The sequence below is a fragment of the Dolichospermum sp. UHCC 0315A genome (assembly GCF_008121535.1).
Lineage (GTDB): Bacteria > Cyanobacteriota > Cyanobacteriia > Cyanobacteriales > Nostocaceae > Dolichospermum > Dolichospermum lemmermannii.
Genome location: NZ_CP043056.1, coordinates 4,389,194 through 4,409,181, shown reverse-complemented (window position 1 = coordinate 4,409,181; position 19,988 = coordinate 4,389,194). Strand labels below are relative to the sequence as shown.

Sequence of the window (19,988 nt, the reverse complement as noted above, 5' to 3'; positions counted from 1 at the left end):
TACCGGAGTGAGGGGCGCAGAGGTGAGATATGTTTAAAACAGTTTTATTTCCCATTGATCAAAGTCGAGAAGCCAGAGAGGCCGCTGATATAGTTGCCAATATTGTGCAAACTTATGGCAGTCGCTTAATTTTGCTTTCAGTCGTTGAAGAACCAGACCCAGAAGCACCTGCTACCAGTCCTATGGTATCTCCAGAAGCAGTTGCCAAACTCCTAGAAAATGCCCAAACCTTATTTTCTGGACAAGGAATTATAACCGAATTACTAGAAAGACAAGGTAAACCAGCCTTTACTATCTGTGATGTTGCTGATGAAGTTGAGGCCAGTTTAATTATTATGGGTTGTCGAGGACTAGGTTTAACGGAAGAAGGCGCAACTGATAGCGTCACCATGCGGGTAATTAACCTTTCTCCCTGTCCTGTTTTGATTGTTCCTTAATTAACTATCGGGTGCGTTAATCTGGATTAACACAGTAAAACGCACCTTGTAAATTTTTTGTAATTAAGACTCAAGCATTGACAGAAAACCCAAAATATGTATTAGGTGAAAACTATATCTTTCGTAGGGGTAAAGCAAGAGCTTCATTGGTGTCAACTTAACGTAAATTGATGTCCCTTCCAGCCTGGGAATTCATTCCCAGGCGGGCAGGGTGTATCAGCTAAGTATAATCTGTATTTATCTATTTGATAGCATAGCGCAAAAGTTTGAAATGACTAATAGCTAATTTAGGGGATATTTATGATACACTAGGTTGAAAAGTTCCGTAAACCCTCAACAATCCCCAAATTAAGGCATTTAACTCATGCTTTCCCAGATTTTCCAACAAAGATTGACAGATTTACTAGATCATATTACTCAAGACCAAAAATTACTGAAAGAATTTGAGGAAGCCTTAACTGTTGAAGACAACCCTCGAACATTAAAAAAATATAAAAAAGAAATTAAACGACAACAGGAATCTATTAATAATTATAAACAAGAATATACAGAACTAGAACAACAGTTAATTGGTATGTCTACACCGCAAATACAGGTAGTAGGAAATCAACTGCAAATAATAGAAAACCAATTACAGCAAATAGACGCAAAATTAAATATTGTTCTTATTAAGCAAGATTCACTTTTACTTCGTTATCAAGTTTCTGAACAAGCAATTTTGAGAGTTTTTATTGAACAGCTAAATCAGACTTAATTAGCTTTTACAGAAAATATGTTAAATGCAGTAGCAGCTAATCAAGTATCTGAGTCAGAAATGCTGCAAATGTTGGCAGTTCTACAATCACGCATACCTTCTTTACCTGCCAGTAGTCAAGCAGAAATTGCCGAAATTATCAAATCTCCTGAATTAGATACTAGACATAAAATTACAGTGACTTTACCAATTGTTCCTTTTTTAATTAATTATGAAGGTGAATTAGAATTGGGAACTGGTTTTAATATCAAGTCTGCTTGGGAGTTCATTATCAAAAAATTAGGGAGAAAGTAAATTGTGGATTTGCGTCAGCACCTTGAAGAAGAATTAGAAAAAGATTTTCAACTTCTTAAACAGTATGAAGATGAGAAACGTAATGAAAATGATCCAGGACTTCGTAACAAGTGGGAGAATAAAATTGAGTCAATCAAACAAGAAATCAAAACCCGTCAAGAAGAATTAAATAAATTACCTATCACTTCTCCAAATTCATCTTTAAATCAATCTTTTAGCCAAGATTTGGGTTTTGGTGTAAAATTGGAGATGGTTTATATTCCTGGTGGGACATTTTACATGGGCGCACCAAAAACAGAAGAAGAGAGTTTAGATTATGAACGTCCCCAACACTATGTAACGGTGAAACCCTTCTACATGGGAAAATACACTATTACTCAAGAACAATGGGAAAAAGTCGTTTATTCCTGTCCTCCAGTTGCTAGAGAATTAAATTCTCGTCCTGCCTACTTCCCAGGTGATAAACTACCTGTAGAACAAGTATCTTGGAATGATGCGGTTGAGTTTTGTGCTAGACTATCTCACAAGACAGGACAAAAATACCGTTTACCCAGTGAAGCTGAATGGGAATATGCCTGTCGTGCCGGTTCTGCAAAACCTTTTGCTTTTGGTGACACGATCACCACAAATGTGGTAAACTATAATGGTAACTTCACCTATGGTAATGCCCCCAAGGGAGAATATCGAGGAAGAACAACTCCAGTAGGAACTTTTCAGCCCAACGCCTTTGGTTTATATGATATGCACGGCAATGTCTGGGAATGGTGCGCTGATACTTGGCATGATAACTATGAGGGTGCGCCTAATAATGCAAGTGCATGGATAAGCGAGATTAATCAAAACGTTAAGCTGCTGCGCGGTGGTTCGTGGTTTTACAATCCTGACTATTGCCGTTCTGCTTATCGCAACGACCTCAACCTCGACGGCAACAATATTGGTTTTCGGGTTGTATGTAGTGGTGCGGCGAGGACTTAGTAGCCCTTTACACTCTTGCTCTTTTGCCCTCTGCTCTTTTCCTCTTTACCCTTGCCAAGCGTAACGGAGTGGAGCGATCTTTTTTTATTTTGTTACCTTTGAGAAATTCGAGCTATTTAATTTAATAGAAACTTTTACAGCCTTGGTTTCATTCACGATAACACACAAATCTGAAGCTGTCAACTCGTTCCCAGACTCCGGCTGGGAATGCCCTCAAGAGGCTCTGCCTCAAACCTCGCAAATCAACTCGTTTAACTCGTTCCCAGACTCCGGCTGGGAATGCCCTCAAGAGGCTCTGCCTCAAGCATCCCACCTCACAAATCAACCAAATCAACAGCCAATAAACTTGGTAATTCCAGATAATTCCGATAACTAGAATAACGCCAATGAGATGGCTCATCAACATAACCACGTTGCACCGGATTATGATGAATGTAATCTAATTTTTGTCTAAACATTTCCTCATTAGAAATTGCCTGGGGGTGAAAACCTTCTTGCCAAAGTTGATAATCCTGTTTTGTTTTATGTTTTAACTTATGAAATTCTAGTTGGTCAAGTACATAACTGGCGTTATTTTTCTCAAGTAAATCAATAATAGAACGAGCCGTAAATGATTTAAAATTTGCGATTTCTTTAGAGGATGTTTGAAAAGTGGTATTCCGTAATTTTCATCACATTGCTACCCCCCTTTCCCCTTGTAAAGGGGGGAAACAATAAAAATCCAGTTCCCTCCCCTTTACAAGGGGAGGGTTAGGGTGGGGTAAAAAATATTTGATACATCAACCATAACTTTTCAAACACCCTCTTAGATAAGTTGGCAGCAGCAGCGATAAGATGAAGATGGTTTTCCATAATCACATAACCATACAATGTCAACCGCTGCTGGCATTGGAGAAAATTGAGGGAATCTATAATAATTTGGGCAATTTCTATGTTGCCAAATAATGGCATCCAATTTACCAATGTGCAGGTAAGAAAGTGGGGTTGTGTTCCTAATACATGATAGCGGCTGCGTCCCATTGTATTTTTTTGATTTGTAGTGGTGTTGGGGTTAAGGTGAGGCAGAGCCTCTGGGGGGCATTCCCAGCCGGAGTCTGGGAACAAGAGGTTAAGGTGAGGCAGAGCCTCTGGGGGGCATTCCCAGCCGGAGTCTGGAAGGGTTACACTTGACGATTTACTAAAGTCGCACTGGCTTGGTCAACAGGCATAAGTATAACTTCGTTAATATTAACGTGACTCGCTCTAGTCGCACAGAAAAAGATCACATCAGCCACATCATCAGGAGTTAGGGGTTTAACTCCCTCCTCCTTCTTTTTAGCCCGTTCTGTGTCACCATGAAAACGCACTTGACTAAATTCTGTTTCTACCATACCAGGGTCAACAGATGTCACTCGCACAGGAGTTCCTAAAAGGTCTTGTTTTAAGCCTTCAGAAATGGCTTTAACGGCGGCTTTTGTTCCACAATAGACATTACCACCAGGATAGGTTTGATGTCCCGCAATAGAACCGATATTAATAACATGACCATGATTCCGTTCTACCATTCCTGGTACAACATAACGGGTAAGGTAAAGTAAACCCTTGATATTAGTATCTATCATTTCTTCCCAGTCTTGAAAGTCGCCTTCATGTAATTTACTTAAACCGCGACTTAAACCAGCATTGTTAATGAGAAGATCAATATTTTTCCAAGATGAGGGTAAGTTAGCAATAGCCGATTCTACCGCCAAGCGCTCGCACACATCAAGTTGTAATAAATGGATTTTGTCCGCTGCGATATCTAAAGAATCAGCTAATTGCTGTAACCGTTCCCAACGTCGTGCAGCTAAAATCAGTTTTGCACCAGCATGAGCAAACATCTTGGCACAAGCAGCACCAATACCGCTACTTGCACCAGTAATAAAAACAATTTGATTTTGCATGAATTTGTCAGTTGTCAGTTGTTCGTTGTCAGTAGGGGCGAAGCATTTGGAAGATAAATTATCGGTCATTGCCAAAAATACTTCTCCAAATGCTTCGCCCGTACAGTTGTTAGTAGGGGCGAAGCATTTGGAAGATAAATTATCGGTCATTGCCAAAAATACTTCTCCAAATGCTTCGCCGGTACAGTTGTCAGTAGGGGCGAAGCATTTGGAAGATAAATTATCGGTCATTGCCAAAAATACTTCTCCAAATGCTTCGCCCGTACAGTTGTCAGTTGTTTTTCTTTGCCACTGACCAATCACCAATCACCAATCACCAATAACTACTTCTTAACAACCTGTAACCGTTGAGTAATAATAGTCATATCTTCACCTCTGCGAATTACTGCGGAAACCCATTGAGGTCCGGGAGTAGAAGGTGCGCGTCCTATTTTGAACAGTCCACCAGAATTGAGAAACTCTAAATTTGCAATTGTGGGGTTGAGAAGTTTATTACCTTGAATGGGTTCTTCTATGGCTGTTCCCAGCAGAAAATCCTCACCTAATGGTTCTTTGACAATGGCATCAAAACTATATTTTTCACCAACTTTTACCTGTTGTGGTAATTTAATTTCTACTTGGGGTGGTTTACTTCCAGAGGTTAGTTGAGTCCGTTCTGATAAAATATCTTGATGAACGATTTTTGAGCCTGTGACTTTTTGACGCGATTTAATAGTAGAATTGAGAGTTAAATTATTATTACCAGATGCAGATAAACCGCTAATAGTGGTGACAGTATCCGCAATAATTGTATTGCCTTCCGATTTCCAGGATTCTAGCTTGGTCGTGTAACGCAATTTAGGATATCGTTTCCAAAGTCCTGTTAAAGCCTGTTCCATTGCTTTGCGGTTTAAGCCGTCACCATGAGTAAATGTAGGGCTATAAAATTTCATTACACCATTGACATTACCTTGATTAGCAGCATTATCAATTTGTGTTAATAGATTCGTGAGTGTAGCGGGTGCATTTCCGGTTTGACCTGCTTGAGCCAATTGCCAAGTGCTGGATAAACCAATTGCCAGTAAACTGGAAATTAGGGAAATACTCACAGTTAATGTTTTATTACGTTTCATTAATAAAGGGATAATTTTAGTCATAAGGAAGATTTTACTGATTTGATGAGACAAGATCAGGAATTTGTTTTATCTTAATGAAATTAGGCGATAAATGGTATAGTCGGGAATGGTAAATCCATCAATTAGATTACTTATAGCAGCTAGTGGGACAGGTGGACACTTGTTTCCGGCGATCGCATTGGCTGAAAAACTGCCAGAATACAATATTGAATGGCTGGGTGTGCCAAATCGGCTAGAAACTCAGTTAGTTCCCCAGACATATCCTTTAAATACGGTTGCTGTTGAAGGTTTTCAGCAAGGTTTGAGTCTTGGTTCTATCCGCACCTTGTGGAAATTGATCAGCTCGATTCTCAAAGTCAGACGTATTCTTAAACAAGGAAAGTTCCAAGGAGTTTTCACCACAGGGGGTTATATTGCTGGACCTGCGGTAATTGCAGCGCGTTCTTTGGGTTTACCTGTGGTTTTTCATGAATCCAATGCTTTACCGGGAAAAGTTACCCGCTTCTTTGGTCCTTGGTGTAATGTGGTAGCGATAGGATTTGATGTAACTACTCAATATTTACCTCGGACAAAAACTATCTGTGTGGGTACTCCTGTTCGTTCTCAATTCTTAGATGAAACTGTTAATAACACTTTAGATTTACCTATTCCTAATGGTGTTCCTCTAATTGTGGTGTTTGGTGGTAGTCAGGGGGCTGTAGCCGTAAATAAATTAGTCCGACAGTCTGCGGACGCTTTGTTTCAAGCTGGGGCTTATATAGTGCATTTGACGGGTGATAATGATCCCGATATTAACAGTCTTCAACATCCTCAATATATAGCCTTGGCTTTTTATAATAATATGGCGGCTTTGTTGCGAAGAGCTAATTTAGCTATTAGTCGTTCTGGTGCGGGTAGCTTGACAGAATTGGCAGTTTGTGGTACTCCAGCAATTTTGATTCCCTATCCCTTTGCAGCGGAAGATCATCAGTCTTATAATGCAGAGGTGTTTACTAAAGCTGGTGCGGCTTTATCCTTTAAACAGTCGGATTTGACTCCAGAAATATTTACGACTCAGGTTTTGAATTTGTTGCAATCTCCGACAGAATTAGGGAGAATGGCAGAGAAAGCTGCATCGATCGCTGTTCCTGATAGTGCAGATAAATTGGCAACTTTGGTGAGAGAAGTGATCGAAAATTAATTCCCATTAACTCCAAATAAGTAGGTGAACACAATAAAACCAAACTGTGTAAAGAAATGTAAAATTGCTGAAAACTTCTTTACTCTTGCCTCTTGCCTCTTGCCTCTTGCCTTGCTATGACGACAATTTTCAACGCCAACCTACTTAGTCATTCCTAAATTGTGAGCATTTGGCGATATAGCGCGGTAGGATAGATAATATCTCTCAGACTTGCAACAATAATTTACAAGTATTACAAAAATAAGTAACACTCTAAAAGATTTGTCAGCCGCTATTACGGTGGGTTAATGGCTATATTTACATTGAACAAGGAAAATTGTGAACTTTTGTAGCGATAGCTTGACTTTTTGCCATTAAAGAGGGACACAAAAGGCGTTTTTTAACAGTAAGAAGTAGCCTATTGTAAGACACTGACACCTGTTGTCATCAGTTTCTGATATTCGCAATGTGACTAATTTGCTGAAATGGAAAATAATCACAACAGTTTAACGAAGCTAAATAAGGAGAATCGGGGTTTGGGAATGGAAAGGTGGAAACAAGACTTCAAAAATGACCTGATTGCTGGTTTGCTGGTGGTAATTCCCCTCGCAACCACCATCTGGTTAACAATTACCATAGCCACATGGGTAATTAACTTTCTCACCCAAGTTCCTAAACAACTCAATCCCTTTGATGGCTTAAATCCGATTTTAGTAAATATACTTAATTTACTAGTAGGATTAGCCGTGCCATTATTAAGTATTTTGGCTATTGGCTTAATGGCTAGAAATATTGCTGGTCGGTGGTTATTGGATTTTGGTGAACGGTTATTACAGGCGATTCCTCTGGCTGGACAGGTATATAAAACCCTCAAGCAACTATTAGAAACTCTGTTAAAAGATTCTCATGGTAAATTCCGCCGGGTAGTCTTAGTAGAATACCCTCGTCCGGGCATTTGGGCGATCGCCTTTGTTACTGGAGCAATGAGCAATGAAATCCAAAGTCAAATATCTCGTCCTGTAATTAGCCTGTTTATTCCCACTACACCCAATCCGACCACAGGATGGTATGCGATAGTACCAGAAGAGGATGTACTTAATCTCTCTATATCTGTTGAAGATGCTTTTAAAATCGTTGTGTCTGGTGGTATAGTGTCCCCCAATATCCAGCCTTCTCACCTCCCTGCAATATCATCTTTGGAAATAAAACAGCAGGAAATTCCAGAAATAGAAACTAAACTCGATACCAACCTAGCAAAGTGAGCAAAAAATAGATAAGCTAATTGTTCATCTGCGCTAGAACTCACATATTTTTCATCATCCCAACTGTATGCAGCATCGTAAACCCCAACAAATAGCCCGCGAATTGGCACTATTAGCCTTGAGCCAATTACCAATCAACCCTAAAAAACTAGAAAGCCTATCAGACGAGCAATTAGTTTCTAAGCTAGTTTTAGGAGCAGTCCGGACTCTCACAGTAGAAGTACAGGACACATTGAACAATGCCGCAGGAGAACTGCAACGGAGTAATGATCGTCTCTTAACCAGCGAAACGAGAGCTGCGGATTTGAATACAGCTAGAACCATGCTGAAAGAGGCAATTTCCTATACCCAAATAGCTATCAATCAATTAGGTACATCTGTTGATTTTCCAGAATTAATTCAGTCGGCCAATCAAAATAAAGAAGTTCGTAATTACGCTAAAGCGATTATTATTACTGTCAGCGAGAACCATCAAGCTATCGAAGAATCTATTTCTAATGCTTTAGTAGATTGGCAAGTTACCCGTCTAGCTCAAATTGATAGAGATATCCTCCAAATAGCCACCGCAGAAATAAAATTCATGCAAGTTCCCGACAGCATTGCTATTAACGAAGCTGTAGAATTAGCTAAACGCTACAGTGGAGAAGATGGCCACCGTTTTATTAATGGTGTTCTCCGTCGAGTTAGTGAACAAAAACAAACTGTTTAAATTGGTCATTGGTCATTGGTCATTGGTCATTGGTAAGACTTTTATTCCTTCTTTCTTTCTTTCTTTCTTAACTCCTGACTCGGTGACTCCTGACTCCTATCCTAATTAAATTTTTATCTAAAATAAACTACAATGGCTTTTAATTGGTTTCGTCGTCCAAATAATGAATCTGCTGATACTCCTGAAAACCAATCTCAGGAAGAAACACCCGCAGTAGAAGCAACTGAACCAGAAACAACCGCACCAGATACGGCGGATTTGTTGGCTTTTGCTAAAGCTGCTTATAAAAATATTCAAGAAAAACAACAACTAGAAACAGAATTATCTGTAGCGGTTGAAGAAGATACTATCAGTAAAGAAATAGTAGAAACTCAAGTAGGGGAAATAACTGCACCGATAGAAATAGATGCAACCATCGCAGAAATTACTGAAGATGTTGTTAATGAACTACAACCAGAACCAGAACTAACTAATTTATCTTTTTTAGAACGGGCTGCGGCAGAAAGACAAGCTAAACAAGAGAAATTAATTGCTAGCGCCATAGAAACCGAAACTCCCGAAATACAGATAAGTCCGACAGCACCAGAAATAGAGATTCCAGAACTGGTATTTGATGATGGGTTTAAGTGGTCAGCAAAGGTTTTAGCCGCCCAAGGGAGAAAAGCTGAAGATATTTCCCTGGAAGAAATTACTTGGTTGAAAAAACTCCGTCAAGGTTTAGATAAAACTCGGCGGAATATTCTTAACCAACTAAAATCAATTGTTGGTCAGGGGCCTCTTAATCAAGAGGCTGTCAATGAAATTGAATCATTACTTCTACAGGCAGATGTGGGGGTAGAGGCAACTGATTATATTATTAGTGCGTTACAAAAGAAATTACTCGCAGAAGTTACTCCCCCAGAACAAGCGATCGCTTATCTCAAAGAAATTCTCCGAGATATCCTAGATGCACCCTTGCAAAATCAAGACAAACCTAGTTTTGCACCGGCAAAAGACACCCTGACCATTTGGTTAATTACCGGAGTTAACGGGGCGGGAAAAACTACCACCATCGGTAAAATTTCTCACCTAGCACAGAAATCCGGTTACAAGTGCTTAATTGGTGCGGCGGATACCTTTCGGGCTGCGGCTGTGGAACAGGTCAAAGTTTGGGGAGAGAGAAGCGGTGTTGAAGTTATCGCCAATCCTGGGAAAAACACAGATCCGGCAGCCGTGGTGTTTGATGCGATCGCTGCTGCTCAATCTAGAGAAACCGAACTACTATTAATAGATACCGCTGGGAGACTGCAAAATAAGAAAAATCTCATGGACGAACTCAGCAAAATCCGCAAAATCATTGATAAAAAAGCCCCCAATGCCCGTGTAGAATCGCTGTTAGTTCTTGATTCTACTTTAGGACAAAATGGATTGCGACAAGCTGAAGTATTTTCCCAAGCAGCCCAACTCAGCGGCGTTGTTTTAACCAAATTAGACGGAACAGCCAAAGGAGGTGTAGCCCTCGCTGTTGTTCAGCAATTAGGCTTACCCATTCGTTTTATTGGGGCTGGTGAAGGAATTGAAGATTTGCGTCCATTCTCTAGTCATGAATTTGTAGAAGCATTATTAAGCGATTAATATCGTCGCCGAAAAATAATTGTCCTCAGAGGATGTTTGAAAAGTTTCCGGCGATTATAAAGATGCCTCCGGCTCCCGTCAGGGATACGCAACTACACAAACAAAGTCCAAATGCTGCGCGGAATCTATAAAACCGATCCAAAAAAGCTAACTAATGCTAACAAAAGTCGGCTTTTTCTTCCCCCCTTTACTCTCAAGCTATAATCAAAAGTGAAATTATCTTTAGAGAATGAGAAATGACGCTAAATAACTTATTAGAAATTCAAGGAATTATTCACCGCGATTCCGAAATTATGGGTGGAGTTCCTGTTTTTGTGGGAACTCGTGTTCCTTTACAAACATTTTTTGACTATCTCGAAGGGGAGAATGGATTAGCTGAGTTTATTAGTGATTTTCCCTATCTGGAGACTCAAACTATGAAAGTCTTGGAAAATACAGCTAAATTGATCATCGCTCAAGAACGCTGTGCTTGATGATTATATTACTAGATGAAAATCTTTTGAGTAAAAAACTCAAACAACCTTTTTTAAGGAAAGGCGACATAGTTTACAATGTTAATGATATGGGATGGCGTGGGTTGAAAGATCGAGAAATTCTTGATTTAGCTGAAAAATATCCTTTTGATGCCTTTATTACAGCCGATAAAAATCTTCCCTATCAACAAAATTTAACTAATATAATTTTGAGAATTATTGTTTTAGATTCTCGCAGCACTCGTCCTGATCATTTACTACCTTTAATGGAAAAAATTAGTGAAATTATCTCATCTTTATCAGTAGGATCTTCTGTATTGCTCAATGATATGGGTGAGATTGAATCTATTGGTTAATAGTTTATATTAAGATGAATCTGCACAAAATAAGCCTTAAAGAATAATTTAACGCAGATAAACGCAGATAAACGCAGAATATTAATGTCCTTTGATCAGCTAAATCCCCCGCAATGTCACACTTATATTTAATCCCACGCTTTAATTCAAATTCTAGTATAAAAGTATACTGAATTTAGAGCATTAAGCAAAAATAAGCGAAATTTTTCCATAAAAGAAATCTATCTAAGGAAACATTTCGAGAATTTATGGTATATAGGTTAAATGTTTGTAGTCCATAATTGAACAAGTTTTGATTAAAAGCATGATGACAACTATGTTTTAACCAAAATCCCAGCAACACAAAAACCATGAATTAACTCACTGAAAATCTATCTGCTTTTTTAGTTTGATGATTCTTAATATATATTCTCTCAGGAATAGAGGTAATTTTGCTAATCGCAAACTTTTATTTCTCAAGATATATGAAGGGTTGATTCAGTTGTGAAAGAATTAGGGGCTGTTAATTAATCATAAAAATTACCAATTCCCAAAGATTTATTTTTGACAAATTAGAGAATTTATCATCATGGAAAATTAACCATCAAAAATGTCCTCAGCATTAACCAAGACTTAAAAAATTACTTTCAACATTTCTTCTACTCTTGCTAAAATCACGAATTTCGTTGAATATGATCTCACAATTTATCAAGAAAGAGTATTTATAAAGAATCACACATTTGCTATTCTCAACTGCAATATTAACCTGTGTCACAATTTCCCCCCCATCCTACTGATAGTAATAGCAGCACCACCACAGATGTCACTCCTGTGGTGGCACTCAAAGAACTTGTGTCCAGGCTGCATCGAGAACAAAATAAAATTCAAGACTTGCTGAGTTCCTTAGGATTTGCCCTCAGAAGCTTTAATAATTTAAATCAGTTTTTGGAACTGATTCCCCTCATGGCTACCAGAGTGACAGATGCGGAAGGTAGCGCACTTTTTCTTTATAAACCCAATGGACAAATTAGATTAGAACAACTACATTGGCAAGATACTCAGCAACGAAAAAATATTAGAAAAGCCCTAGAAACTGCCAGTAGTCAAATTACTCTTTTAGTTAATTCTGCTCCTGCTGCCATTTCCACAGGCATTCTAGATGACCAAATGCACGCCGTTTTAGGTCCAGATGTCCAAATCTTTGGGACAGCTATTTTAGTTAAGCATACAGAACGGGGTTGGCTGTATGTTTTGAGTCGTGATCCTGAATATAGTTGGACAGAAACTAGACAAAAATTAGTGCGGTTAGTGGCAGACCAAACCGCAGTTGCGATTGACAATGATGAATTATCTGTAGAATTAAGAAAAAAAGCACGTTTAGATCAAGAATTAGAAATTGGTGCAGAAATTCAACGCCGACTTTTACCGCGTCAATGTCCAAATATTCCTGGTTTGTCTCTAGCAGCCCGTTGTAAACCGGCTAATCATGTTGGTGGTGACTACTATGATTTTATTCCCACTAATCAAAACCAGTTAAAGCCCAAACCACAAGCATCTCCAGAAAATGCCAGTTGGGGTTTGGTAATTGGGGATGTGATGGGTAAAGGTGTTCCCGCAGGTTTGATTATGACGATGTTGCGGGGAATGCTACGAGGTGAAGTATTGCATGGTAATTCCCCAGCGGGAATTTTGCAAAATTTGAATCGGGTTATGTATGCGGATTTGGAAAATTCCCACCGCTTTGTGACGATGTTTTATTCAGAATATGACCCGCAAACGCGAATTTTATCTTATAGTAATGCCGCCCATAATCCGCCTTTCTGGTGGCACGCAGCGACAAAAACTGTGAGCCGTTTGGATACGTTCGGGATGTTAATTGGTTTAGATGCCAATAGCGAATATGAAAATGCTCAGGTTCAGTTAGAATCTGGGGACACAGTTATTTATTATACTGATGGTTTAACTGATGCGGCGGCGGCTGGTGGCGATCGCTTTGATGAAGATAATTTTGTTACATCCTTCAGAACGGCTTGTAAGTATTGCAATAGTCCCCAGGAAATTGTGGAATATCTATTTGATCAAGTTCAGCAATTTATCGGTGCTGATAGGCAAAATACCGATGATATGACGTTGGTGGTTTTGCAGATTGTGTGATTGTTATGGTAAAAATTCTATATCCAGAATTTGATTCACAGTGTCAGGTAAATCTGCTGGGAGAGCGATCGCTAACAATACTTACGCAAAGACTACATAACACAAGATCCCCAACTTCTTAAAGAAGTCGGGGATCTGACTTTTGCAATGTCCACAAATCAAATATAAATTCTATTCTTCAGGGATTGAATTTACTCCTGCTTTTACCATTTTTCCGCCCAATAGATAATTTCTGAAGATGCAACATCAATTGCGACTCCATGACTATTACCATGATTCCATTTTGCACCAGGTTGGCTTTTATCTTCGGCTTTTAATACCAATATTTCATAACTGCTAGGAAAGGTTTCTGTTTCTGAATCGCTAGTATAAAAGAATGTTGTCGGTACGCCGTTGGGTTGGTTACTATGAGTATTTGTATTCCCACCCTGGTATTGATGCTGAGAGATTTTTTTGTACTGTGTCAGGAGGTTTTTAATCTTTGCTTGTGGTTCTTTGATCCGAAGTTGTAAAGAATTACTTCCTGGAGTTAATCCTGAAGCATAAGCCATTTGTAAAACTTGAGAATCACTAGGAATTTGTCCGGGAAAATGTTGGATTTGTTGAATATCAGCCCATTGGTGGTTACGGATTTCTTGATATTGTGATGTATCAGTAATTAACTGTAATTGTTTGGTTTTACTAGCAGCTTTAGTCATCCAGAAACTGCCAATAACTAGACCAAAACTACCCAGGGACAGTAAAATTATTGGAGCGAGTTTAACAAAAATAGATCGCTTCATTCCGTTGGTTGCATCTAGCTTGTAGATTAATATCCCAACCTTTAAAACAGTAGTCCTGATAGTTTTGAATCTAGCTTGAGTTAGATTGACAGAAAAATTTTGATTTGGTTAAATTGATGACAAATTCACAAAGAACCAATAATCATTCCCGCTAAAATTAAAAAACCAATCCAGACATTTTGGCGAAACATTTCTCCATAAGCAGAATGAGGAATTTCAGGCTGTTGTAAGCGGATAATTTGCCAAATCCAGCCGATACTAGCCAAAATTAAACTGATCCAAAATGCTGTATTTAAATTAACTAATAAACCGACTCCAGCTAAGAGAATAACCGTACCAATCAAGAAAACAGCGATCGCTGTAGGGGCATATTTACCAAAGAATAAAGCGCTAGAATTAATGCCAATGCGTTGATCATCTTGGCGATCGCTCATGGCATAAATGGTATCAAATCCTAATGTCCATAGTACCGTCGCGCCCCAAAGCAACCAAGTCGGTGCTGTAATATTTGCTGTAACAGCACTCCAACTAATTAAAACCGCAAAACCCCAAGCAATCGAAAGCACCAATTGGGGAACAGGAAAGACCCGTTTCGCACCGGGATAAAGGACAATTACTGGAACTGCGGCCACAGACAACCAGAAGCTTAAAGGGTTAAGATAGAAAGCGACAACTGCGGCACAGACGAGGGAGACTATCCCCACCACAATGCCAATTTTAACGGAAAGGGCGCGAGATGCAAGGGGGCGATCGCGTGTTCTCTCAACTTGGGGATCAATATCTCTATCCCATAAATCATTAACTACGCATCCAGCCGCACTGGTGGCAATACTACCAAAAATAATCACTCCCACCAGGGGTAACGGTGGTTTACCCGCAGCGGCTAAAAATACAGCCCACAATGCGGGAATCATCAAAATTAACCTCCCTTCTGGTTTATTCCACCTTAACAGCCGCATAATTACAAGCCATAATGGTTCTGGGTTGATTTTTGGTGTTTCTAACATATTTGCTGATTTAACATATCTTTACATTTATAGAATATCGTTATTTGCTATTTGTCCTCCAGTCCCTATTCATCTATTCAGAGAATAACAAGATGGTAAATTTAATCTCGGCTAACTGGGAAAATAAACCTAGTGAATCAGTTCAAGAAAATCAGATGATTGCAGCTATTGATATTGGTACAAATTCTTTACACATGGTGGTGGTAAAAATTGAAGCAACTTTACCATCTTTTACCATTATTGCCAGAGAAAAGGAAACGGTGAGATTAGGCGATCGCAATTTAATTACTGGTGAATTAAAACCGGAAGTGATGATGAAAGCGATCGCCTGTTTAGGAAGATTTAAAACTCTTGCTGACAGCTTAGGGACAAATAGTATTGTTGCTGTGGCGACAAGTGCAGTCCGGGAATCTCCCAACGGTCAAGAATTTCTTCAACAAATCGAAACCGAAGTTGGTTTAAGCGTTGACTTAATTTCCGGACCTGAAGAAGCCCGTCGCATCTACTTAGGTGTATTGTCGGGGATGGAATTTAACAACAAACCACACATCATAATTGACATTGGTGGTGGTTCAACAGAATTGATTTTGGGAGACAGCGAAGAACCCCGTAGTCTCACCAGTACCAAAATCGGTGCAGTGCGCTTAACTGGGGAATTAGTCAACTCAGATCCCATCAGCGAAACCGAATTTAAATACCTCCAAGCTTACGCTAGAGGAATGCTAGAACGTTCTGTGGAAGAAGTACAAGGAAAACTCAAAATTGGCGATTCTCCCCAGTTAATCGGCACATCTGGGACAATAGAAACCATCGCTACCATCCATGCGCGGGAAAAATTAGGTCTTGTTCCTTCCACCCTCAATGGGTATCGATTCAGTCTCCAAGACTTGCGAACCTGGGTAAATCGCCTCCGCAAAATGACCAATGTGGAACGGGCGGCGATCGCCGGAATGCCAGAAAAAAGGTCAGAAGTAATACTTTCAGGGGCAGTAATTTTACAAGAGGCTATGACCTTGTTAGGAGTACAATCCGTAACAGTCTGTGAACGGTCTCTTAGGGAAGGCGTAATTGTAGACTGGATGCTGACTCATGGCTTCATTGACAACAGACTACGGTTTCAAAGTTCCATTCGGGAACGCAGTGTATTAAAAACTGCCAAAAAATATCAAACTAACTTAGAACATAGCGAGCGCGTTACCGCTTTTGCAGTCAATATATTTGACCAAACCAAAGGACAATTACATTATTGGAATGCAGATCAACGTCAATTACTATGGGCTGCTGCCATTTTACACAATAGTGGTCACTATATCAGCCATTCTTCACACCACAAACATTCATACTACTTAATTAGAAATGGTGAATTACTGGGTTATAACGAAACCGAAATCGAAATTATTGCCAATATAGCCCGTTATCACCGCAAATCTCCACCCAAGAAAAAACATGAAAGCTATCGGAATCTATTGCACAAAGAACATCGGACAATGGTTAATCAACTCAGTGCAATTTTAAGGTTAGCTGTTGCTTTAGACAGAAGACAAATAGGGGCTATTTCTCATGTTCAATGTGAATATGTTCCCAACTTCAAAGAATTTAAGATGTTGATATTTCCATCATTAATTGATGATGAATGTGCCTTAGAAATGTGGAGTTTAGATTACAAAAAAGGAGTTTTTGAAGAAGAATTTGGTTTAAGATTCATAGCAACATTAATGAATAGATAATTTTGTACCTCATTAGACCAGGAAAAGTTACAAAAAAAGGGAACAGGGAACAGATAAGAAACACTCATTTGCACCAGTTTAGAGCTTCTGTCAAAAAAAAAGATGTTTTAAAAGATGGGTAAGCACCAAAAAAACAGCACTTCGACACCGCTCAGTGACCGTGTCATTATTTCAATCTCATGTTTTTAAACATGAGTTTTTCCTGTTAAAAAGTTGCCCGTTCCCTGTTCCCTCTGAAATTACAATCGCATTATTTAACCCATTTACTCAGAGTAATTCCCAAAAACTGTTCTAGTTGCGTGATACTATTAAGATGATTGATGATAGCATTAAGTTCTTGATTTTGAGCATCAACTAAACTTTTTTCAAAGTTAATAATATCCGTCATTGAAATATTACTACTTAATCTCATTCTTTCCTTAGCATTTATCACTTTTGATGCTGCTAACTTTCGGGCTTGCTGTGCTAATTCAATTTGTTTAAAAGTATCTTTAACATTACGAATTTTATTTTTTAACTCTTCATTTAAATTATCCTGAGTTTTTGCTAGAGTATAATTAGCATTTTGTAAACTGATTTCACTTTTAACTACAGCATTATCTTGACTGAGATTACCAAACTCACGATTTAATACTAAAGACGAACTTAAATTATTTGTATCTTGAATATTAGAAGCACTATTAAAACCATAACTTACATTTAATTTTAAATCCAATTGTTGTTGATTTTTAGCTTCTGTTATCCCAAATTTAGCATTTTCTACAGCATTAACAGCAGCAAGATAACCAGTGTTATTAGCTTTAGCTAATTCTAACATTTCCGTAAGTTCCGGTGGAACTGGAAGTTCCATTACCATCGACAGATAGATAAATTTTGCCTGTCTCATTTAGTAGAGCATTTAAACCAATGGAAGGAGTAACAGCATTTTCTACAGAGATCGCTTCCCCATCAATTATAATTATCCCTGAATCATCTTCCGTTTTTAAAGCTACTAAGGTTGCATCATCAAGGCCATTACCTTGTACCAAAGCCGAAAAAATCGCCCCTTCATCTCCCAGTGAATCAACAGTATTAATTTGGCTATCAACCCAATGACCTATTTCTTCTAAAATAACGCTGGTGATACTTGCGATATTTTCTTGATGATTTGCAATAAACTCTTGCGATAGATAAATTGTATTCGTAGTAGCCGCAAAAGCTCCATTTGCCCCATTTAATTCCGCTGAAGAAAGAATGGTAATTGCTGGGATGTGGGGATGCGATCGCTGTTTTGGGGGATGATGGGATGGGATGCGATAGCGCAGCCCTTCTTCCTGAAGTACCTTTAAACATCAAATCAGGTACGCGAGTTCGGATTATAATGAATGAAATTTTTTTAGATACATCTTTTACAATTGCCTTATCTGCAATTACAGATCAAAATCATGCCAGAGCAGTTGAGCTTGCTGAACAAATTGAGGCTCAAAATTCTTATCTCGTTACAACTCAAGCAATTTTACTAGAAATTGGCAATGCTCTTTCTAAGCAAAGATATAGAACCGCCGCAATCCAACTTCTTGAATCTCACAGAATCAGATCCAAACGTTGAAATAGTTCCTCTAACTAATGAACTGTACAATGCTGTTTTTCAATTATTCAGAAGTCGTCAAGATAAAGAATGGGGATTGGTTGACTGCATATCATGTATTGTGATGCAAAATCGGAGAATTACTGATGTGCTAACTGCGGATGAGCATTTCAATCAAATGGGATTTCGGGCGTTATTAAGAAATTAATGAAACAGGAATAGTGAAGCTGACCGAAGATATCGCTTTTGGGATGTGGGAGGGTGATAGCGAAGCGCAACCTAGGAATCACTATTTGTAACTATTTTAGATAAAATATAATTAAGAGTGCGACCTAGGAATCGCTTTTGGGGATGTAGATATCTGCGACATCATTTCTTTTAAGGATGAATGTAGGTGTAAAGCACCTTGAATACCGATAACATCCGTACCCAGTTGGAAGTCAAGCACGGTATTAGCCGAAGAGGGTAATTCAGCATTAACAATCCAGAATTGGTCAGCGCCAGCACCACCGGAAATTAAGTTACCACCACCAAGACTAACTCTGAAGATATCGTTACCATCACCACCTAAAGCCCGATCATTGCTACCTAAATAGAAGGTATCATTACCAGCACCACCGGATATGCGGTTGCCACCTTGACCATCTCTCGCATCAAAGGTGTCATTACCATCACTACCAAAAGTGCGATCGCAAAGCTGACCGAAGATATCGCTTTTTGGGGATCTTGGGAGGTGCGATAGCGAAGTGCTGCTGCAAGCAGTTTGCTGTTGTATAGGTTGTGGGAGCGTGATAGCGCAAACGCTGACTTGTCAGTTCGATATTTGGAGATGATGCGATAGCGAAGCGCTCCCCAGGAATCGCTATTTGTCACTGTTTTAGATAAAATATAATTAAGGTGACCAAGTAAAGACAAAAATAAGAACATGATGACAGGAACAACTTTTGCAGAAATCTTAGAAGCTGCTGATCAATTGCCACCTGAAGATCAGGAAAATTTAATTCAGATTTTACAAAAACGACTACGCGATCACCGAAGAACTAGTCTAGTGAAAGATGTTCAGGAAGCACAAAAAGAGTTTTCAGAAGGCAAATGTAGGACGGCAACTCCTGCACAACTCATGGAGGAGCTTCTTTCGTGAATTTTGTTTTATTACGTTCAAGTGCATTTATTCGAGCAGCACGCAAAATATTAAAAAAACAACCAGAAATTACTGAAAATTTTCAAAGTATTTTGGAGTTATTATCTACAGATCCATTTCATCCACGCCTAAAAACTCATAAATTAAAAGGAGACTTACAAGATTCTTGGGCTTGTAGTGCAGGATATGATTTGAGAATTATTTTTACATTTGTTGAACATGAAGAATCACAAGCAATCCTTTTAGAATCGGTTGGTACTCATGATGAAGTTTACTAAATGTGATAAGTAGGTGAACACAATAAAACCAAACTGTGTAAAGAAACGTAAAATCGCTGAAAACTTCTTTACTCTTGCCTCAAGCCTAGTGCTATAACGACAATTTTCAACGCCAACCTACTTAATTGAATCATAGCGATAGCGAAGCACGACCTAGTACCGTAAGTCAAAAGTCAAAAGTCAAAAGTCAAAAATAATATGACGTAAGCTTTTTAGTGATTGAGAATGGTTGTTTTATTTACGCCGCAGTGTACTAGTAATCGCTGTTTGGGGGGATGATGGG

Annotated in this window: 25 protein-coding genes and 1 pseudogene; 16 read left to right on the top strand and 10 right to left on the bottom strand. The window is 38.9% G+C overall.

All coding sequences use genetic code 11. The features are described 5' to 3' along the window. Window positions 1-29: 29 nt before the first annotated feature. The 4 genes from BMF77_RS20965 (at window position 30) to BMF77_RS20955 (ending at window position 2,460) form a co-directional block, all read left to right on the top strand. Window positions 30-437 (top strand): universal stress protein, encoded by a 408-nt coding sequence (locus tag BMF77_RS20965; protein WP_015080709.1) that lies wholly within the window; start codon window positions 30-32, stop codon window positions 435-437. Window positions 438-801: 364 nt separating this feature from the next. After that, the gene (locus BMF77_RS28205) at window positions 802-1,191 is read left to right on the top strand and encodes a hypothetical protein (RefSeq protein WP_233466926.1); all 390 of its coding nucleotides are present in this window, start codon (window positions 802-804) and stop codon (window positions 1,189-1,191) included. 18 nt (window positions 1,192-1,209) lie between these two features. After that, entirely contained in the window at window positions 1,210-1,485 is a 276-nt protein-coding gene (locus BMF77_RS28200; RefSeq protein ID WP_233466925.1) for a hypothetical protein, read from the top strand. Window positions 1,486-1,488: 3 nt separating this feature from the next. Then, window positions 1,489-2,460: an SUMF1/EgtB/PvdO family nonheme iron enzyme gene (locus tag BMF77_RS20955; protein WP_148765518.1), complete on the top strand. Its 972-nt coding sequence runs from the start codon at window positions 1,489-1,491 to the stop codon at window positions 2,458-2,460. A gap of 314 nt (window positions 2,461-2,774) precedes the next feature. On the opposite strand, the gene BMF77_RS28195 is transcribed toward BMF77_RS20955, so the two are convergent. The 3 genes from BMF77_RS28195 to BMF77_RS20940 all read right to left on the bottom strand — a co-directional run bounded on the left by BMF77_RS28195 (window position 2,775) and on the right by BMF77_RS20940 (window position 4,382). Beyond that, window positions 2,775-2,918, bottom strand: coding sequence for a hypothetical protein (locus BMF77_RS28195; protein ID WP_233466924.1), 144 nt, complete (start codon window positions 2,916-2,918; stop codon window positions 2,775-2,777). 292 nt (window positions 2,919-3,210) lie between these two features. Continuing rightward, entirely contained in the window at window positions 3,211-3,480 is a 270-nt protein-coding gene (locus BMF77_RS20945; protein ID WP_233466923.1) for a hypothetical protein, read from the bottom strand. A 140-nt stretch (window positions 3,481-3,620) separates the two neighbouring features. Beyond that, entirely contained in the window at window positions 3,621-4,382 is a 762-nt protein-coding gene (locus tag BMF77_RS20940) for an SDR family oxidoreductase (protein ID WP_148765516.1), read from the bottom strand. A gap of 25 nt (window positions 4,383-4,407) precedes the next feature. Here BMF77_RS20940 and BMF77_RS20935 point away from each other — a divergent pair, with 25 nt between their 5' ends. After that, window positions 4,408-4,677 (top strand): hypothetical protein, encoded by a 270-nt coding sequence (locus BMF77_RS20935; RefSeq protein WP_246862988.1) that lies wholly within the window; start codon window positions 4,408-4,410, stop codon window positions 4,675-4,677. Window positions 4,678-4,705: 28 nt separating this feature from the next. Here the strand turns inward: BMF77_RS20935 and BMF77_RS20930 are convergent, their stop codons facing one another. After that, the gene (locus BMF77_RS20930; RefSeq protein WP_148765512.1) at window positions 4,706-5,518 is read right to left on the bottom strand and encodes a nuclear transport factor 2 family protein; all 813 of its coding nucleotides are present in this window, start codon (window positions 5,516-5,518) and stop codon (window positions 4,706-4,708) included. A gap of 85 nt (window positions 5,519-5,603) precedes the next feature. Between BMF77_RS20930 and murG the strand changes: the two genes are divergently transcribed. The 7 genes from murG to BMF77_RS20895 all read left to right on the top strand — a co-directional run bounded on the left by murG (window position 5,604) and on the right by BMF77_RS20895 (window position 13,203). Next, window positions 5,604-6,677 carry an undecaprenyldiphospho-muramoylpentapeptide beta-N-acetylglucosaminyltransferase gene (gene murG / locus BMF77_RS20925; protein WP_148765510.1) on the top strand — a complete coding sequence of 358 codons (1,074 nt, stop codon included), beginning with the start codon at window positions 5,604-5,606 and terminating at the stop codon, window positions 6,675-6,677. A gap of 464 nt (window positions 6,678-7,141) precedes the next feature. Beyond that, window positions 7,142-7,918 carry a DUF502 domain-containing protein gene (locus tag BMF77_RS20920; RefSeq protein WP_148765508.1) on the top strand — a complete coding sequence of 259 codons (777 nt, stop codon included), beginning with the start codon at window positions 7,142-7,144 and terminating at the stop codon, window positions 7,916-7,918. 67 nt (window positions 7,919-7,985) lie between these two features. Beyond that, window positions 7,986-8,627: a transcription antitermination factor NusB gene (gene nusB, locus BMF77_RS20915; RefSeq protein WP_015080701.1), complete on the top strand. Its 642-nt coding sequence runs from the start codon at window positions 7,986-7,988 to the stop codon at window positions 8,625-8,627. Between the two features lie 132 nt (window positions 8,628-8,759). Continuing rightward, window positions 8,760-10,241, top strand: a complete 1,482-nt coding sequence (gene ftsY, locus BMF77_RS20910; RefSeq protein WP_148765506.1) for a signal recognition particle-docking protein FtsY — start codon at window positions 8,760-8,762, stop codon at window positions 10,239-10,241. 236 nt (window positions 10,242-10,477) lie between these two features. Further along, entirely contained in the window at window positions 10,478-10,714 is a 237-nt protein-coding gene (locus tag BMF77_RS20905; RefSeq protein WP_015080699.1) for a DUF433 domain-containing protein, read from the top strand. Continuing rightward, the gene (locus BMF77_RS20900; RefSeq protein WP_015080698.1) at window positions 10,714-11,070 is read left to right on the top strand and encodes a hypothetical protein; all 357 of its coding nucleotides are present in this window, start codon (window positions 10,714-10,716) and stop codon (window positions 11,068-11,070) included. Before BMF77_RS20905 ends, BMF77_RS20900 begins: the two co-directional genes overlap by 1 nt. Before the next feature lie 747 nt (window positions 11,071-11,817). Continuing rightward, window positions 11,818-13,203 (top strand): PP2C family protein-serine/threonine phosphatase, encoded by a 1,386-nt coding sequence (locus tag BMF77_RS20895; RefSeq protein WP_148765504.1) that lies wholly within the window; start codon window positions 11,818-11,820, stop codon window positions 13,201-13,203. A gap of 203 nt (window positions 13,204-13,406) precedes the next feature. On the opposite strand, the gene BMF77_RS20890 is transcribed toward BMF77_RS20895, so the two are convergent. Both BMF77_RS20890 and BMF77_RS20885 read right to left on the bottom strand, forming a co-directional pair. Then, window positions 13,407-13,985, bottom strand: coding sequence for a hypothetical protein (locus BMF77_RS20890; protein ID WP_148765502.1), 579 nt, complete (start codon window positions 13,983-13,985; stop codon window positions 13,407-13,409). Between the two features lie 125 nt (window positions 13,986-14,110). Beyond that, on the bottom strand, window positions 14,111-14,992 hold the full coding sequence (locus BMF77_RS20885; RefSeq protein WP_148765500.1) for a 4-hydroxybenzoate solanesyltransferase: 882 nt from the start codon (window positions 14,990-14,992) through the stop codon (window positions 14,111-14,113). A 92-nt stretch (window positions 14,993-15,084) separates the two neighbouring features. On the opposite strand from BMF77_RS20885, the gene BMF77_RS20880 reads away from it, so the two are divergent. After that, window positions 15,085-16,719 (top strand): Ppx/GppA phosphatase family protein, encoded by a 1,635-nt coding sequence (locus BMF77_RS20880; protein WP_148765498.1) that lies wholly within the window; start codon window positions 15,085-15,087, stop codon window positions 16,717-16,719. 250 nt (window positions 16,720-16,969) lie between these two features. Here the strand turns inward: BMF77_RS20880 and BMF77_RS20875 are convergent, their stop codons facing one another. Together BMF77_RS20875 and BMF77_RS26925 are read right to left on the bottom strand one after the other, a co-directional pair. Continuing rightward, window positions 16,970-17,569 (bottom strand): TolC family protein, encoded by a 600-nt coding sequence (locus BMF77_RS20875; RefSeq protein WP_246862987.1) that lies wholly within the window; start codon window positions 17,567-17,569, stop codon window positions 16,970-16,972. Then, window positions 17,520-17,747 (bottom strand): hypothetical protein, encoded by a 228-nt coding sequence (locus BMF77_RS26925; RefSeq protein WP_168204367.1) that lies wholly within the window; start codon window positions 17,745-17,747, stop codon window positions 17,520-17,522. The genes BMF77_RS20875 and BMF77_RS26925 overlap by 50 nt, the downstream gene beginning before the upstream one ends. A 212-nt stretch (window positions 17,748-17,959) precedes the next feature. Here BMF77_RS26925 and BMF77_RS28190 point away from each other — a divergent pair, with 212 nt between their 5' ends. Next, window positions 17,960-18,307 carry a type II toxin-antitoxin system VapC family toxin gene (locus tag BMF77_RS28190; RefSeq protein ID WP_246862986.1) on the top strand — a complete coding sequence of 116 codons (348 nt, stop codon included), beginning with the start codon at window positions 17,960-17,962 and terminating at the stop codon, window positions 18,305-18,307. A gap of 370 nt (window positions 18,308-18,677) precedes the next feature. Here BMF77_RS28190 and BMF77_RS28185 read toward each other — a convergent pair. Both BMF77_RS28185 and BMF77_RS28180 read right to left on the bottom strand, forming a co-directional pair. Continuing rightward, window positions 18,678-18,977 (bottom strand): annotated as a pseudogene (locus BMF77_RS28185) (alkaline phosphatase); the annotation flags it as partial. Then, entirely contained in the window at window positions 18,875-19,213 is a 339-nt protein-coding gene (locus tag BMF77_RS28180) for a hypothetical protein (RefSeq protein WP_148765493.1), read from the bottom strand. The gene BMF77_RS28180 and the pseudogene BMF77_RS28185, both read right to left, overlap by 103 nt. Here BMF77_RS28180 and BMF77_RS20850 point away from each other — a divergent pair. Both BMF77_RS20850 and BMF77_RS20845 read left to right on the top strand, forming a co-directional pair. Further along, the gene (locus BMF77_RS20850) at window positions 19,212-19,427 is read left to right on the top strand and encodes a hypothetical protein (RefSeq protein ID WP_148765491.1); all 216 of its coding nucleotides are present in this window, start codon (window positions 19,212-19,214) and stop codon (window positions 19,425-19,427) included. The two genes, BMF77_RS28180 and BMF77_RS20850, sit on opposite strands and share 2 nt — an antisense overlap. Then, the gene (locus BMF77_RS20845) at window positions 19,424-19,705 is read left to right on the top strand and encodes a type II toxin-antitoxin system mRNA interferase toxin, RelE/StbE family (RefSeq protein ID WP_148765489.1); all 282 of its coding nucleotides are present in this window, start codon (window positions 19,424-19,426) and stop codon (window positions 19,703-19,705) included. The genes BMF77_RS20850 and BMF77_RS20845 overlap by 4 nt, the downstream gene beginning before the upstream one ends. Window positions 19,706-19,988: the final 283 nt, after the last annotated feature.

Bases quoted from the DNA above. Each gene is read 5' to 3' on its own strand.
- BMF77_RS20965 (WP_015080709.1), top strand. From the start codon at position 30: ATGTTTAAAACAGTTTTATTTCCCATTGATCAAAGTCGAGAAGCCAGA.
- BMF77_RS28205 (WP_233466926.1), top strand. From the start codon at position 802: ATGCTTTCCCAGATTTTCCAACAAAGATTGACAGATTTACTAGATCAT.
- BMF77_RS28200 (WP_233466925.1), top strand. From the start codon at position 1,210: ATGTTAAATGCAGTAGCAGCTAATCAAGTATCTGAGTCAGAAATGCTG.
- BMF77_RS28195 (WP_233466924.1), bottom strand. From the start codon at position 2,918: ATGTTTAGACAAAAATTAGATTACATTCATCATAATCCGGTGCAACGT.
- BMF77_RS20945 (WP_233466923.1), bottom strand. From the start codon at position 3,480: ATGGGACGCAGCCGCTATCATGTATTAGGAACACAACCCCACTTTCTT.
- BMF77_RS20940 (WP_148765516.1), bottom strand. From the start codon at position 4,382: ATGCAAAATCAAATTGTTTTTATTACTGGTGCAAGTAGCGGTATTGGT.
- BMF77_RS20930 (WP_148765512.1), bottom strand. From the start codon at position 5,518: ATGACTAAAATTATCCCTTTATTAATGAAACGTAATAAAACATTAACT.
- murG (WP_148765510.1), top strand. From the start codon at position 5,604: ATGGTAAATCCATCAATTAGATTACTTATAGCAGCTAGTGGGACAGGT.
- BMF77_RS20920 (WP_148765508.1), top strand. From the start codon at position 7,142: ATGGAAAATAATCACAACAGTTTAACGAAGCTAAATAAGGAGAATCGG.
- nusB (WP_015080701.1), top strand. From the start codon at position 7,986: ATGCAGCATCGTAAACCCCAACAAATAGCCCGCGAATTGGCACTATTA.
- ftsY (WP_148765506.1), top strand. From the start codon at position 8,760: ATGGCTTTTAATTGGTTTCGTCGTCCAAATAATGAATCTGCTGATACT.
- BMF77_RS20905 (WP_015080699.1), top strand. From the start codon at position 10,478: ATGACGCTAAATAACTTATTAGAAATTCAAGGAATTATTCACCGCGAT.
- BMF77_RS20900 (WP_015080698.1), top strand. From the start codon at position 10,714: ATGATTATATTACTAGATGAAAATCTTTTGAGTAAAAAACTCAAACAA.
- BMF77_RS20890 (WP_148765502.1), bottom strand. From the start codon at position 13,985: ATGAAGCGATCTATTTTTGTTAAACTCGCTCCAATAATTTTACTGTCC.
- BMF77_RS20885 (WP_148765500.1), bottom strand. From the start codon at position 14,992: ATGTTAGAAACACCAAAAATCAACCCAGAACCATTATGGCTTGTAATT.
- BMF77_RS20880 (WP_148765498.1), top strand. From the start codon at position 15,085: ATGGTAAATTTAATCTCGGCTAACTGGGAAAATAAACCTAGTGAATCA.
- BMF77_RS20875 (WP_246862987.1), bottom strand. From the start codon at position 17,569: ATGGAACTTCCAGTTCCACCGGAACTTACGGAAATGTTAGAATTAGCT.
- BMF77_RS20850 (WP_148765491.1), top strand. From the start codon at position 19,212: ATGATGACAGGAACAACTTTTGCAGAAATCTTAGAAGCTGCTGATCAA.
- BMF77_RS28180 (WP_148765493.1), bottom strand. From the start codon at position 19,213: ATGTTCTTATTTTTGTCTTTACTTGGTCACCTTAATTATATTTTATCT.